The 14448-nt window shown below is 33.4% G+C and carries 13 protein-coding genes; 9 read left to right on the forward strand and 4 right to left on the reverse strand.

Annotation, left to right across the window (positions count from 1 at the left end; genetic code table 11):
* Window positions 1–208 precede the first annotated feature (208 nt).
* Together GKF99_RS07925 and selA are read right to left on the reverse strand one after the other, a co-directional pair.
* The gene (locus GKF99_RS07925) at window positions 209–1342 is read right to left on the reverse strand and encodes a hypothetical protein (protein WP_154273096.1); all 1134 of its coding nucleotides are present in this window, start codon (window positions 1340–1342) and stop codon (window positions 209–211) included.
* 262 nt (window positions 1343–1604) lie between these two features.
* A complete protein-coding gene (gene selA / locus GKF99_RS07930; RefSeq protein WP_154254473.1) occupies window positions 1605–2993 on the reverse strand; it encodes an L-seryl-tRNA(Sec) selenium transferase in 1389 nt (462 codons plus the stop codon).
* Window positions 2994–3323: 330 nt separating this feature from the next.
* Between selA and GKF99_RS07935 the strand changes: the two genes are divergently transcribed.
* The 7 genes from GKF99_RS07935 to grdD all read left to right on the forward strand — a co-directional run bounded on the left by GKF99_RS07935 (window position 3324) and on the right by grdD (window position 10031).
* Complete coding sequence (locus tag GKF99_RS07935) at window positions 3324–3698, forward strand: GrdX family protein (protein ID WP_094205388.1); 375 nt, start codon at window positions 3324–3326, stop codon at window positions 3696–3698.
* Window positions 3699–3719: 21 nt separating this feature from the next.
* Window positions 3720–4040 carry a thioredoxin family protein gene (locus GKF99_RS07940; protein WP_002835444.1) on the forward strand — a complete coding sequence of 107 codons (321 nt, stop codon included), beginning with the start codon at window positions 3720–3722 and terminating at the stop codon, window positions 4038–4040.
* Window positions 4041–4139: 99 nt separating this feature from the next.
* Window positions 4140–5432, forward strand: coding sequence for a glycine/sarcosine/betaine reductase component B subunit (locus GKF99_RS07945; protein WP_154273097.1), 1293 nt, complete (start codon window positions 4140–4142; stop codon window positions 5430–5432).
* Window positions 5433–5482: 50 nt separating this feature from the next.
* On the forward strand, window positions 5483–5959 hold the full coding sequence (gene grdA, locus GKF99_RS07950) for a glycine/sarcosine/betaine reductase complex selenoprotein A (RefSeq protein WP_154273098.1): 477 nt from the start codon (window positions 5483–5485) through the stop codon (window positions 5957–5959).
* 18 nt (window positions 5960–5977) lie between these two features.
* Window positions 5978–7288 (forward strand): glycine reductase complex selenoprotein B, encoded by a 1311-nt coding sequence (gene grdB / locus GKF99_RS07955; protein WP_154273099.1) that lies wholly within the window; start codon window positions 5978–5980, stop codon window positions 7286–7288.
* A 39-nt stretch (window positions 7289–7327) separates the two neighbouring features.
* Window positions 7328–8875 carry a glycine/sarcosine/betaine reductase complex component C subunit beta gene (grdC, locus tag GKF99_RS07960; protein ID WP_154273100.1) on the forward strand — a complete coding sequence of 516 codons (1548 nt, stop codon included), beginning with the start codon at window positions 7328–7330 and terminating at the stop codon, window positions 8873–8875.
* A gap of 10 nt (window positions 8876–8885) precedes the next feature.
* Entirely contained in the window at window positions 8886–10031 is a 1146-nt protein-coding gene (grdD, locus tag GKF99_RS07965) for a glycine/sarcosine/betaine reductase complex component C subunit alpha (protein ID WP_154273101.1), read from the forward strand.
* Window positions 10032–10192: 161 nt separating this feature from the next.
* Here grdD and GKF99_RS07970 read toward each other — a convergent pair whose 3' ends face one another.
* Together GKF99_RS07970 and GKF99_RS07975 are read right to left on the reverse strand one after the other, a co-directional pair.
* Window positions 10193–11065 carry a YitT family protein gene (locus GKF99_RS07970; RefSeq protein ID WP_154271631.1) on the reverse strand — a complete coding sequence of 291 codons (873 nt, stop codon included), beginning with the start codon at window positions 11063–11065 and terminating at the stop codon, window positions 10193–10195.
* A 102-nt stretch (window positions 11066–11167) separates the two neighbouring features.
* Window positions 11168–11953, reverse strand: coding sequence for a PfkB family carbohydrate kinase (locus tag GKF99_RS07975; protein ID WP_154254469.1), 786 nt, complete (start codon window positions 11951–11953; stop codon window positions 11168–11170).
* Between the two features lie 146 nt (window positions 11954–12099).
* On the opposite strand from GKF99_RS07975, the gene murC reads away from it, so the two are divergent.
* Both murC and GKF99_RS07985 read left to right on the forward strand, forming a co-directional pair.
* On the forward strand, window positions 12100–13485 hold the full coding sequence (gene murC / locus GKF99_RS07980; protein WP_154273102.1) for a UDP-N-acetylmuramate--L-alanine ligase: 1386 nt from the start codon (window positions 12100–12102) through the stop codon (window positions 13483–13485).
* Between the two features lies 1 nt (window position 13486).
* Window positions 13487–14425, forward strand: a complete 939-nt coding sequence (locus tag GKF99_RS07985) for a linear amide C-N hydrolase (protein WP_154273103.1) — start codon at window positions 13487–13489, stop codon at window positions 14423–14425.
* The last annotated feature ends 23 nt before the right edge of the window (window positions 14426–14448 follow it).

Genomic DNA, 14448 nt, shown 5'->3' on the forward strand with positions numbered 1-14448 from the left:
GAATGTCCCCTGTTATGTACAGATTACATTCCGCTTAAAATATTATTAAATTATTCCGTGTTTACGGGTTCAGGTCAAATTAGGCTGTTTTTTTGTTGGATATTCGATTTTTACAATAAATTATTTTGTTATTAATTTATCTGATTAATAGTAAATTTTTATAAATAAGCTCATAAAAAAAGTCAGCGATGTAAAATCGCCAACTAATTTAATCTTCAAATTCAATATTATTTCTTTGTGCTGCTTCCATTCTTTGTTTTTTAGCTTTTCCAGATGCACTTCTATAAATCATCCATGCTAAAAGAACCATTCCTATATATCCATTTACAACGTAAACGATGTTTACTAATGAGTCAAACTTCAAAGTCAATCCAATGATTGCCCCAACTATTCCAGCTATTAAAGTAAATAATTTGTATTTCTTAGTTCCTTCATCAAAGAATCTTCCAGTTACAGTCCATAACAATGGAACAGATGTTGTAAATATACCCAACATTATAAATATAGAGAATATTGTTGCAAGAACTGGATGAATTTTACCGGCTAAAACCAATACCGGAATTTGTGAATCGTACAAATCAGGAATTGATAATATGATTGCTATACTCATTATGAATATTGCAACTGAAAATCCAGTAGAACCTATGAAAACACCAGCTTCAGCATCTTTTAAGCTTTTTGCAGTGTTTCCAACTTCTGCCAAGAACGCAACTAGCCATATCATATTGAACCCTACATATGATCCAGCTGCTAGGAAGAAGTTCTTACTAGCTACTTTAATTTCTCCACTGTTAACTAATTTTTCTATAAGATCAAGACTTGATTGTAAATTACCCATATTCATGAATATAGAAATTAACCCTATTACTATTGCCATTATCGCAATAACTGGTCCAATCTTACCAATAACATCTACAATCTTACCTAGTCCAAGCATTACGACTAAAATAACAACCGCAGCCATAATAGCTCCACCTACATATTTCGGTGCATTAAAGTGTTGAACAGCTGTCGCTTGTGCACCGGCAATCATTACTGTATAAGATAAAAAAATAAAAAATACCGCGTAGTAATCTACGATAGTTCCTATCTTATTTCCACACATTAATTTGTAAATTTGGTTTGGTTTTTCAAATTTTGAATAATAACCGTCATTTAAGAATGATAATCCTGCAAACGTAAACAAACCAAAACAAATCATAATTCCTATAAGTCCATATAGTCTATATGAAGAAAAGAATTGTAAAATTTCTTGGCCCGTTGCAAATCCAGAACCTATAAGTAATGCGATAAACGCTCCAGCATAGGTGATTACCTGACCTATGTTATACTTTTTTTTCATAATTTACCTCCTATTGATTTTTCTTCTGATTGACATTATTTAATGTGTATCGTTTTCCAAAAAATGCAAAGAGTTAAATATTATTAACTTAAAAATTTTACATTAAAACAATAAACAATAAAAAAACAAGGATCAAATCCTTTTTAGTCATTATAACATATTAATTCTAACTTTGTAAATATTTTCCTACATTTTTTCTAAATTTTTTGTTCAAATAGTCAAAAATCCCGAATTAAAAATCCGGGATTTTCCTCAGAGTTCTCTACGATAAATTAGATTTTATTACATTTACAATTCTTTCAAAATCTTTTTCAAAAACACACCTTAAATCCATGAAGAATGTATCATCATGAACAGTTCCAATAATATGTTCATCAGATAGTCTAAGTCTACGTTCAAATTCTGATACTTTCATTTTTGGTCTAATGGCAATAGAATACGAATTTAGTTTGTCTAATGGGTATGCCCCACCTCCAACTTCGCTTTGAGATTCCACAATTTCCATATTCAAATCTACTTCTTTTTCTATCATAGATTTAAGTTTTTCTGCTTTTTTGAGAATTTCTTCTTTTGGCATGGATATCATCTTCAATGTCGGGATATTTGCAATTGCCTTTTCATCATCTAAGTAGAATTTTAGAGTTTCTTCCAAAGCACCTAGTGTAAACTTATCAACTCTGAACGCTCTTAATAATTGATTTTTCTTAATTTTAGATATCAATTCTTTCTTTCCAACAATAATTCCTGCTTGAGGTCCACCTAAAATCTTGTCGCCAGAGAATGATACCAAATCAATTCCTTCATTAATACAATCCTTCACAGTTCTTTCATAACTAAGCCCAAACTTTGACAAATCTATCAACGAACCTGAACCCAAATCTTCTATTAAATGTATGCCTTTCTCATCACACAAATCTCTCAATTCATCTCCACTTACACTTTCGCTAAATCCTACTACAGAATAATTGGAAGTATGAACTTTCATTATAAGAGCAGTTTCTTCATTAATATTATCTTCATAATCATATAAATGTGTTTTGTTAGTTGAACCAACTTCTACTAATTTTGCACCAGATTTTTCCATAATTGAAGATATTCTAAAAGATCCTCCGACTTCAACTAGTTCTCCTCTACTTATAATAGCTTGTTTATTTTGAGCTAAAGTATTTAAGGCAAGAAAAACAGCCGCCGCATTATTATTTACAACTACAGCATCCTCTGCTTTTGTGATTCTTTTTAAAAGTTCTACAGCATGAACATATCTGGAGCCTCTTTTTCCTTCATCTAAGTCGTACTCTAAGTTAGAATAATTCCCTGCGATTTTACACAAATTATCAACTACTTTTTCATTTAATAATGATCTACCAAGATTTGTATGTAAAATAACTCCTGTAGCATTTATTACTGGTTTCAATGATGGAGAAAAATTTTTGTCCATCAGTTCAAATGCCTTATCAATAACATCTTTGTTATAAAAATCAAACTCTTCTTTATTTAATATTCTATTTCTAAAAAATTCTATGGATTCTCTCACAGAATCTTTAATTAAACTTTCAGGATATTCTTCATAAGCCTTTAAAATTTCTTCCGATTCTAAAATTTCTGAAACTTGAGGAAGTTTCTTGAACATTTCTTGTAAATTAGCTCCCATTTTTTTGTCCTCCATTTTCTTCTATATATTATATACGTATTTGACATTAACTTATGAGTAAATTATAATATAAGAGCAGAGAATTGTCTATCATATAGCGATTGGAAGATCGTAATCGCTTTTTAAATCAGAATAGAATTCGAATTTTTTATTTACGTTTTAATGTTTTGGTTTTAACAAATTAAATTTCATTTGATAAAGTAATTTGTGATTTTTTATGAGCGGTTATTATGATTTTCTATATATGATTACATTTGAGTGATTTTGTTATATAATAATATTGAGCTAGAAAATAGCTTATAACGAATCAAAAGACAGGTAGGGTAAAAGATGTTATTAATCACAAACAATGAATTTTTTAAAGATGCTATCAAAAGGAATGATGTAACAGTTGAATACATTGATATCGACTACATCGGAATTTTGAAAAAAGCTCGCGATTTAATTCATCAAAATTATCGCCTAGTCACTCACCCACTTTATGGATCAGTAAAACCAAACGAAACTGTTTTTAGATCTGTTATTTTGGAAAAGGGTGACAAATTTGATACTGATTCTTTGATGATGATTGAAGAATCTATCAACACTGCAACTAAGTTTATGAATATTTCTAAACCAAAGCGTTGGCCGCCCGAAATCTTAGATGATTTCAGGGTTGTCGATTTCGACATCATTAGTCAGACTTTGGATAGAATATTAATATAAAAATTTTAGGAGGCATTTGAAATGTTAGAATTAGACAAGAAAACTTTTGAACCAGAAGTATTAGAAGCTGAAGGATTAGTATTCGTAGACTTCTGGAGTGACGGATGTGAACCATGTAAGGCACTTATGCCAGGCGTTCATGAATTAGCTGAAAAATACGGTGACAAAATTAAATTCTGTTCACTAAACATTACTTCAGCTAGAAGAGTTGCTATCAAACAACAAGTATTAGGATTACCAACTATGTTAATGTACAAAGACGGTCAAAAAATTGATGAAATCAATAAAGATGACGCTAATTTGGAAAACATAGAAGCAATGATCCAAAAACACTACAACTAATCTAAAGCTAGATTAAAGTAGAAGTAAATTAGTTAAAAACTCATTAGGGGTCACTCCCCTATTGAGTTTAAATAAAAAATTATTATAGGAGGTTAAGATATGCGTCTTGAATTAGGTAAGATTTTTATTAAAGACATCATCTTTGATGAAGGTGAGTCAAGAATCGAAGACCACATTTTGTATCTTAATAAGAAAGAATTAGCAGATGTATCAGGTGTAGCTGATGATGAACACTTAGAATCAATTGATTTTGATATCGCTCATCCAGGCGAAAGCACTCGTATAACACCAGTTAAGGATGTTAACGAACCAAGAGTTAAAGTTGAAGGTGGAGAAGTATTCCCAGGAATTTTAAACAAAGTTGATCCTGTTGGTTCAGGTAAAACTATCGCTCTTAAAGACATGGCTGTTGTTACAACAGGTAAAATCGTTGGATTCCAAGAAGGTATCATCGATATGTCAGGTTTAGGTGCTGAATATACTCCATTCTCTAAGACAGTTAACTTAGTAGTAACTATCGAACCAGTTGAAGGTGTTAAACAACACAATCACGAAGCTGGCGTTAGAATGGCTGGTTTAAGAATCACTGATTTCATCGGTAGATTAGCAAAAGATTTAGAAGCAGATGAATGGGAAACATTCGAAACTCTTCCAATCTTAGAACAAGTTAAACAATATCCAGAATTACCAAAAGTTGTATATGTTTACATGTTACAAACTCAAGGTTTATTACACGACACTTATGTTTATGGAGTTGACGCTAAGAAAATTATTCCAACTTTCTTATACCCAACTGAAATCATGGACGGAGCAATTTGTTCAGGTAACTGTGTAAGTGCTTGTGATAAAAACCCAACTTACGTTCACTTAAACAATGGTGTAATCAGAGAATTATACAAAGAACACGGTAAATCAATCAACTTCTTAGGAGTTGTAATTACTAACGAAAATGTATACTTGATGGATAAGATCAGACACTCTGACATGACTGCAAAACTTTGTGAATTCTTAGGAGCTGACGCTGCTATCGTATCACAAGAAGGTTTCGGTAACCCAGATACTGACTTAATCATGAACTGTAAGAAGATTGAAGGTAAAGGAATCCAAACTGTTATCATCACTGATGAATATGCAGGACGTGACGGTGCTTCTCAATCATTAGCAGATGCTGACCCAGCTGCAAACGCAGTAGTAACTGGTGGTAATGCTAACCAATTCATCACTTTACCAAAGATGGACAAAGTAATTGGTCATATCCAATTCGTTGACACTATCGCAGGTGGATCTGATGGAGCATTAAAAGATGACGGTACAATCGAAGTAGAAATCCAAGCAATTACTGGTGCTACTAACGAAACTGGATTCAACACTTTAACAGCAAAAACTTATTAATAAATAAAAAAGATTTATTCAAAAAAATATAAATTTAAGAAAGGAAAGTTATGGGATTTTTAGAAAATAAAAAAGTTATCATAATTGGAGACCGTGATGGAATTCCAGGTCTTGCAATTGAAACATGTGTAAACACAGTTCCTAACACAGAAGTAATTTTCTCATCTACAGAATGTTTCGTCTGAACTAGTGCAGGAGCTATGGACTTAGAAAACCAAAAGAGAGTTAAAGACTTCGCTGAACAATACGGAGCTGAAAACGTAGTGGTTCTTCTAGGTGCCGCAGAAGCTGAAGCTGCAGGTCTTGCAGCTGAAACAGTAACAGCAGGTGACCCAACATTCGCAGGCCCATTAGCAGGCGTTGAACTTGGATTGTTAGTTTACCATGTTGTTGAAGAAGAATGTAAAGAACAATTCGATGCTGACGTTTATGATGAACAAGTTGGTATGATGGAAATGGTTCTTGACGTTGATGAAATCGCTGAAGAAATGAACGATATCAGAAGCGAATATTGTAAATTTTTATAAAGAAAGGAAGTAAGCTTAATGGATAAAATTAAAGTTGTTCATTATATAAACCAATTCTTCGCTGGTATTGGTGGAGAAGAAAAAGCTGATATAAAACCATTTATAGCAGAAGAATTACCTCCTATCTCTTCTCAATTAGCTAAAGCATTGGGAGAAGATTTTGAAGTAGTTAGAACTGTAGTATGTGGTGACTCATATTTCGGTGAAAATATGGAATCTGCTCAAAAAGAAGTATTGGGAATGATCAAAGAAGCTAACCCAGACTTCGTAGTAACTGGTCCTGCATTCAACGCTGGTAGATACGGTGTTGCTGCTGGTACTATGGCTAAAGCAGTTAAAGATGAATTAAATATTCCTGTATTAACAGGTATGTATCCTGAAAACCCAGGTGCAGATATGTACAAAAAGGACGTTTATATCGTAGAAACTAAAAATAGTGCCGCTGGTATGAGAGACGCTATGAAGAAAATCGGTAAATTAGGTCCTAAGGTTGCTAAGGGAGAAGAAATCGGCGCTCCTAAAGAAGAAGGATATATCGAAAGAGGAGTTCGTGTTAACTTCTTTGCAGACAAAATCGGTTCTCAAAGAGCTGTTGAAATGCTTATTAAGAAAATTAATGGCGAAGAATTCGAAACAGAATATCCAATGCCTGCATTCGACAGAGTTGAGCCTGGTAAAGCTATCAAAGATTTATCAAAAGCAAGAATCGCTCTTGTAACTTCTGGTGGTACAGTTCCAAAAGGAAACCCAGATCACATCGAATCATCTTCAGCAACTAAATACGGTTCTTATGATTTCTCAGGAATCAATGATTTGACAGATGAAAACTCTGAAACAGCTCACGGTGGATACGACCCAGTATACGCTAACGAAGATGGAGACAGAGTATTACCAATCGATGTTATGAGAGAATTAGAAAAAGAAGGCGTTATCGGTTCACTACACGAAACTTGGTATGCAACTGTAGGTAATGGTACTGCCGTTGCTAATGCTGATAAATTCGGTACTGAAATTGGTGAAAAATTATTAGCTGACAATGTAGACGCAGTTGTTCTTACTAGTACCTGAGGTACTTGTACACGTTGCGGTGCAACGATGGTAAAAGCAATTGAACGTACAGGACTTCCTGTTGTTCATATTTGTACAGTTACTCCTATCTCATTAACAGTAGGTGCTAACAGAATTGTCCCAGCTATTGCTATTCCTCACCCATTAGGAAACCCAGCATTAACTAAAGAAGAAGAATATAGCCTTCGTAAAAAAATTGTTATGAAAGCATTAAACGCTTTAACTACAGAGGTAGAAGATCAAACAGTTTTTGAAGACTAATTCAAATATAAATAAATAATAAAGGAGAATAGTTAACAGATGAATTTTCCAGTATTAAAGGGAGCTGGCTATGTATTAGTCAACACTCCTGATATGATTATCCAAAACGGATCAACATGTCAAACTGAAAGAGTAGTAAACCCAGATTCTGAATTCTTAAAAGAAGTTGGAAAACACATTAGAAGTTTTGATGAGGTAGTAAAATATCTTCCTAACCAAGTTTATATAGGAAATATTTCTCCTCAAGAACTTGAAAATTACGAAATGCCATTTACTGATCACTCTTACGAAGAAGGTAAGGCTGATGGTAAAATGGGTAAAATCGTAAAACAAGACGTATTCATCGCATTATTACAAATGTCTGATGCATTCGACTTAGTAAAACTTTCTGAGGAATTCGTAAACGAAATCAAACCAGTTATCGAAGAAGAATATCCTATTTTAGAACCATATTTTGGTCACCTAAAAGGATCTGATATTTCAAATGCTCAAGAATTATTCGACACTCACATGGCAGAAGCTTTATACCATGACGGAAAAGTATGTGGTTATATTAAAGCAGCTCATGATATCGACGTAAACTTAAGCGCTCACACAATGTTCGAAAACTTAGTAGTAAAAGCTTCAGGTGTTCTTGCAGCTGTTGAATTAGTTACTAAGAACGACATTGACAGAGATGATATAGATTATGTAATCGAATGTTCAGAAGAAGCCTGCGGAGACGTTAACCAAAGAGGTGGCGGTAACTTCGCTAAATCTATCGCTGAAATCGTAGGATTACAAAATGCAACAGGCTCTGATACAAGAGGATTCTGTGCAGCTCCTATTCACTCATTAATCGAAGCAAGTGCTTTAGTTAAATCTGGTGTTTATAAAAATGTTATGGTAGTAGCAGGTGGTTCAACTGCTAAATTAGGTATGAACGCTAAAGACCACGTTAAGAAGGGCTTCCCAGTTCTTGAAGACGTAGTTGGTGGATTTGCAATTTTAATCTCAGAAAATGATGGTGTTCACCCAGTATTAAGAACTGACATCGTAGGACGTCACACAGTTAAGACTGGTTCTTCACCACAAGCAGTTATCTCAAGCTTAGTATCTCATTCATTAGAAGAAAATGGATTAAAGATTACTGATGTAGATAAATACTCTGTAGAAATGCAAAACCCAGATATCACTAAACCTGCCGGAGCTGGAAATGTTCCTGAAGCTAACTATAAGATGATCGCTGCCCTTGCTGTTAAACAAGGAGACTTAGACAGAAAAGAATTAGCTAATTTCATTAAAGAAAAAGGCTTAGTAGGTTGGGCTCCAACACAAGGACACATCCCATCAGGTATTCCTTATGCAGGACATGCTATTAAAGACTTAACTGAAGGAGATTACAACAGAGTAATGTTCGTTGGTAAAGGTAGTTTGTTCCTAGGTAGAATGACTAACTTATTTGATGGTGTATCTATCGTTATGGAAAGAAATGATGGTAAAATGGAAGATGAATCATCAGTTTCATCTGAATCAGAAAAGGATCAAATTAAGAAAGTAATCGCAGAATCCATGAGAAAACTAGCTGAAAATCTTTTAGCAGAATAGAGGTGTAGACATGGATAATAAAAAAATTTCCGAAGTATTTCTTGAAATATCTGAAGCTATCGAAAGCGGAAAATTTGGTAAGAAAGTAAAAATCGGTCTTACTACTTTAGGTAGTGAACACGGTGTTGAAAACATGAAAAAAGCTATTGAATTAGCTGATTCTGATCTTTTTGAAGTAGTTGTTATCGGTGAAAAAGTTGATGACGAACATGAAACTTATGAAGTTGATAACGATGAAGATATGTACAAAAAGATGGAAGAATTACTTGACAGTGGCGAAATTCAAGCCTGTGTAACTCTTCACTACAACTTCCCTATCGGTGTTTCAACAGTTGGTAGAGTAATCACTCCTGGTACTGGCAAAGAAATGTTCTTAGCTACTACTACAGGAACTAGTGATACAGAAAGAACAAAAGCTATGGTAAGAAATGCAGTTGCAGGTGTTATCGCAGCTAAATCTTGTGGTATCACAAAACCAACAGTTGGTATTTTAAATATCGATGGTGCAAGACAAGTAGAAAAAGCTTTGAAACACTTCAAAGACAACGGATTCGATATCGAATTTGCTGAAAGCCAAAGAGCTGATGGTGGTATCGTAATGAGAGGTAATGACCTTCTTATGGGAAGCTGTGATGTAATGGTAACTGATTCATTAACCGGTAACTTATTAATGAAGATGTTCGGTTCATTCACATCTGGTGGTAACTACGAAACTACTGGTTTTGGATATGGTCCTGGTATCGGTGAAGGCTACGAAAGAAACATATTTATAGTATCTCGTGCTTCAGGTGCTCCTGTAGTTGCAAATGCTTTAAAATATGCTTACCAAACAGTAGCTGGTGGAATTGATAACAATAAAAAATCTATCTATAAACAAGCTGAAAAGGCTGACTTCAAAGGCATCTTAGATTCTTTAACTAAGAAAGAAGCTCCAAAGGAATCTTCTGAAGAAGTTAAAATGCCAGACAAAGAAGTCGTATCTGCAACAATCTCAGGAATTGATATTCTTGAAATTGAAGATGCTGTTCAAGCTTTATGGAAAGAAAATATATACGCTGAAAGCGGTATGGGCTGTACTGGTCCAATCGTTCAAGTGTCTGATGCAAACTTAGATAAAGCATCACAAATACTAAAACAAAATGGTTATATAGAATAATTCTATAGGCTTTTAAAAAGATGTGTGATTTTTCACACATCTTTTTTTTGAGCTATTTTTAGATTTTTCCCAAATTATTTTTCCCCTACTTTTTTTCCAATAAAAAAACCTCAGACTAAAAGTTTAATCAAACTAATAATCTAAGGTTGTCTTTAATTAAATTACTCTATTATATTTCTCCATCTCCAACCGTATGTTTCACTTGCATTACATACAATAACGAATGCTAATGGATCTATCTCTTGGATGTATTTTTTTAACATAATAAAATCTCTGTTGCTTACAACTGTTTGAACGATTTCTTTTTCCATTCCAGAATAAGCGCCCTTTGCTGTGTAAATATTAGCAGATCTTGTAAGATTGTCTACTAAGAACTTGCTTACTTCATCAGGCTTTGATGTGGTAATCGTGCAAAGTTTTGATGTATTCATACCATTGATGGTAAAATCTATTATTAAGCCATTAAGTACAGTACCTACAAGTGAGTATATAGCTATTTCTGTTCCGTAGGCATACCATGCTGATAATGTTATAAGGAAATCCACCATCAAACATCCTTTACCCAACTCAATTCCCAAGTATTTATTCAATATCTTAGCGAATATGTCAGAGCCGCCAGTTGATGCGTAGTTATTAAGTACAATTCCTACTCCTGTTCCGTAGATCATTACTGCTGCAATAAGTTGAATCATTTTTCCTTCAAACAATGGTTTGTCCATAGGAAATAAAATATCCAAAATCCACACCAATAAACTAAGTCCCAAAGAACATATTATAGTTTTAAGTCCAAATGCCTTACCAAGCATGATAAATCCTACAATAAATAAAACCGTGTTGATGATAATCAAAATTGGACCCGTTGAAATAGGAACGAAATTACCTATTACAATTGCCATACCAGCTGCCCCACCTAATGACAATTTATTTGGTGCTAAGAAAAAATGAATTCCCAATGCAATAAGAATGACACCAACTGCCATCATAATCACGCTTTTTCTTTTATTTCTCTTTTCTAAAGCGTCTAAATCAATCATATTATCCCCCTAGTATTTTTTTGCAATAATATTATAACAATTGAATATACAATTTACAACGATATATTCATTAATTTCTAATAATTATTTGATAATTCTAAATTACAAGATATCTATAAATCTTTCTATTGGTAGTCCACGAGCCTTGTCCTTAATATCCAAGGAAAGTTTCAGTAGTTCAGTCGTTTTTAAACTAGCATACTTTGCTGACTCAAATATTGATTTATTTTCTGAATATTGACTTATGAATAATGCTGAGAACAAATCCCCTGTTCCCGCATAAGATGTGTCGATGTATTCATAATATATTTTATCTGATACAAAATTCTCATCCATACAGAAAACAAAATGTTCATTATTTTCTTCTACACTTGTAATGACGGCGTATTTTGCACCCATTTGGATAAGTTTTTCTGCCACATCATTAATCGGTTCATTCATCTTACAAGTAATCATTCTAGCTTCTGTTTCGTTTGGAATAATTACTGTAGCTATATCTATAAGTTTTCTGAAATTTTCAATATTGTCATCGTCCAATCCATTATAAAGTTTTCCATTATCTGCCATGATTGGATCAACAATAACATCTGGTGAGTTTTTTTGTTTTTTTATGAAGTCTTTAATTATGTCCACTTGTTTTAAGCTATATAAAAATCCTGTAGCTATTAAATCAAAACTAAAGTCCAATTCTTCCCATACTTTTGTAGCTTGTTTCATGTATTCTGTCGTATCTAATATAGCAAATTTGCCGTAATCCAAAGTGTTACTTACAACAGCTGTTGGCAAATTAAAAACGCTTTTACCTTTGTTGCTTAGCACAGGAATCATACAACTAAGAGCGACTCTCCCATATCCTGGCATATCGTTGATTAGTAATATATCTTTCATGTTTTCTCCTCCATCTAATTATAACACTAAAACTACATTTGTATATCAAATAAATCTTAATGTTTTTGTAGATTTTTAAGCTCTTAAAAGCTCATTATTTCTCAATTTTTTGTGATATAATATCAGTTGGAAATAAGGAGGGGCTTATGTTCAATTTTAATATAGAAGAGCACAAATTTAAATATATACATTTTATAGGAATCGGTGGAATATCAATGAGTGGTATCGCTGAATTGTTGAACCATTACGGATACAAAGTTTCTGGAAGTGATAGAGAAGAATCCGACGAAACTAATAGACTAAAAAGTCTAGGAGTTGAAATATTTATCGGACAAAAAAGAGAAAATATCAAAAATCCTGACTTAATTGTATACACTGATGCAATCTTAGACGACAACGAAGAATTAATCGCTGCTAGAGAACTAGGAGTAGATGTTGTAAGCAGGGGTGTCTTCCTTGGAGCTCTCATGAGAAATTACAAATACTCCATAGGAGTTAGTGGATCTCATGGCAAATCAACTACAACATCAATGATAGCGAAAATATTAATTGATGCAAAAGTTGATCCGTCTATACTTTTAGGTGGAAAACTTGACGAAATCCAAGGCAATGTTCACTGTGGAAATAGTGAATACATGCTTACAGAAGCTTGTGAATACAAAGCAAATATTCTCAATTACTATCCTTCAATGGCTATTATTTTGAATATTGATGAAGATCACTTGGATTACTATAAGGATTTGAACCACATTGTTGCAACATTCATTGGCTACATGAAAAACTTGGACGAAAATTCCAAAGCTATTATAAACATAGACGATCCAAACTGTGAACCTCTATTATCTCACATCAAAGGAGAAATCATAACATTTGGTATAGAAAATGAAAAGGCTGATTACAACGTTCACGATATAACTTTTAATGAAAATGGCAATCCTACATTTGTAATTTCATCTAAAAAGTTTGACAAAGACGAAGAATTCTCACTTTCTATAATTGGACGTCACAACATATACGATGCAGTGGCTGCGATTATCGCTTGTTACGAATTCCACATCGATATCGATACTATAAGAAAAAATATGAAGGAATACCAAAATCTTCATAGAAGAATGGAAACTGTAGGCTTTTACAAAGGTTGTGAAATAAAGACCGATTACGGTCATCACCCTACTGAAATCAAAAACACATTGAAAGCATTAGATGAGCACAAAAAGGGTAAATTCTACTGCGTATTCCAACCTCACACTTACTCAAGAACAAAGATGTTATTGGATGATTTTGCCAATGCATTCTACGATTGTGATGAGGTTATAGTAACTGAAATATACGCTGCAAGGGAAAAATTCGACAGCAGCATTCATTCTACAGATTTGGTTGAAAAACTAGTTAAAAATGGTGTAAATGCAAAATACTACAAAACTTTTGAAGAAGCACGTAACTATCTTCGTTCTAAAGTTTCTGAAAATGACATGGTATTGACTACTGGTTGTGGAAACCCTGATGTACTTGCGAAGATGATTGTGGAATAATATGTGTACAACAATTATTGTAGATTATCCACAAGGCTCTGTGATGGCACGTACGCTTGATTTTGAAGTTCCTTTGGAATACAACATGATTTATATTCCAAGAGGATTTCACTATGCTGATGATTTGTATCACAAACCTATGCGTTCAAAATATAAAATGATGGGAATGTGTTTTAGAAATCTGTACCCTATAAAAGACGGTGTAAATGAACACGGACTGTGCGGTTGTACTAATATGTTTATCGCAAATAATTTGTTCAGCAATCATCCAGTTGAAGGAAAAATAAACACAAATTCACTAGATTTTATGAATTTTGCACTTGGAAATTACAAAACAGTTGAAGAATTGTTAAATGATTTGGACAATATTCACCTAGCTAACAAAGATGTTGATGGAAATTCTGTGATATGCCCTGATTTCCACTTTATGTTTGTCGACAGAACAGGTGATTCAACGGTTTTAGAATACAAAAATCACAAATTAGTCCCATGCGGAGATAATCCTAAAGTAATGACTAATTCACCAAAATATTCTTCACACGTTAAAAGATATGAAAAATCCGTCAGTGATTTGTCCAAGTTTAATCAGATAAAAGATTTGACAGGAGCCTATGATCCTGTGAGTAGATTCATCAGAGCAAAATACATCCTGTCAACTCACAAGAAATCTAATAATGTAAATGAAGCATACTCATCAGCATTTAGTATCTTAGAGCCTCTAAAAATCACTGAGGGCTTCTTTAAGAACGATTCACATGATTACTATACATTTACTAGGTATATAAGTGCTTTCGACACACAGACCGCTTCTATGGCTGTTAGAACACATTCTAATACTCAAACTTATTTGATAGATTTTGATGATATACCAGATGAAAATGAAATATACTCATACTATTTTGAAAACAAATTAGAATTTAAGAGAATTCAAAAAGGATAGGCACGGCTGCCTATCCTTTTGGT

Origin of the sequence: Finegoldia sp. BIOML-A2 (assembly GCF_009678315.1) — a bacterium.
GTDB lineage: Bacteria > Bacillota > Clostridia > Tissierellales > Peptoniphilaceae > Finegoldia > Finegoldia magna.

What these genes read in the sequence shown, in the direction of transcription:
- GKF99_RS07925 (WP_154273096.1), bottom strand. Translation starts at nt 1,342, where the DNA reads ATGAAAAAAAAGTATAACATAGGTCAGGTAATCACCTATGCTGGAGCG.
- selA (WP_154254473.1), bottom strand. Translation starts at nt 2,993, where the DNA reads ATGGGAGCTAATTTACAAGAAATGTTCAAGAAACTTCCTCAAGTTTCA.
- GKF99_RS07935 (WP_094205388.1), top strand. Translation starts at nt 3,324, where the DNA reads ATGTTATTAATCACAAACAATGAATTTTTTAAAGATGCTATCAAAAGG.
- GKF99_RS07940 (WP_002835444.1), top strand. Translation starts at nt 3,720, where the DNA reads ATGTTAGAATTAGACAAGAAAACTTTTGAACCAGAAGTATTAGAAGCT.
- GKF99_RS07945 (WP_154273097.1), top strand. Translation starts at nt 4,140, where the DNA reads ATGCGTCTTGAATTAGGTAAGATTTTTATTAAAGACATCATCTTTGAT.
- grdC (WP_154273100.1), top strand. Translation starts at nt 7,328, where the DNA reads ATGAATTTTCCAGTATTAAAGGGAGCTGGCTATGTATTAGTCAACACT.
- grdD (WP_154273101.1), top strand. Translation starts at nt 8,886, where the DNA reads ATGGATAATAAAAAAATTTCCGAAGTATTTCTTGAAATATCTGAAGCT.
- GKF99_RS07970 (WP_154271631.1), bottom strand. Translation starts at nt 11,065, where the DNA reads ATGATTGATTTAGACGCTTTAGAAAAGAGAAATAAAAGAAAAAGCGTG.
- GKF99_RS07975 (WP_154254469.1), bottom strand. Translation starts at nt 11,953, where the DNA reads ATGAAAGATATATTACTAATCAACGATATGCCAGGATATGGGAGAGTC.
- murC (WP_154273102.1), top strand. Translation starts at nt 12,100, where the DNA reads ATGTTCAATTTTAATATAGAAGAGCACAAATTTAAATATATACATTTT.
- GKF99_RS07985 (WP_154273103.1), top strand. Translation starts at nt 13,487, where the DNA reads ATGTGTACAACAATTATTGTAGATTATCCACAAGGCTCTGTGATGGCA.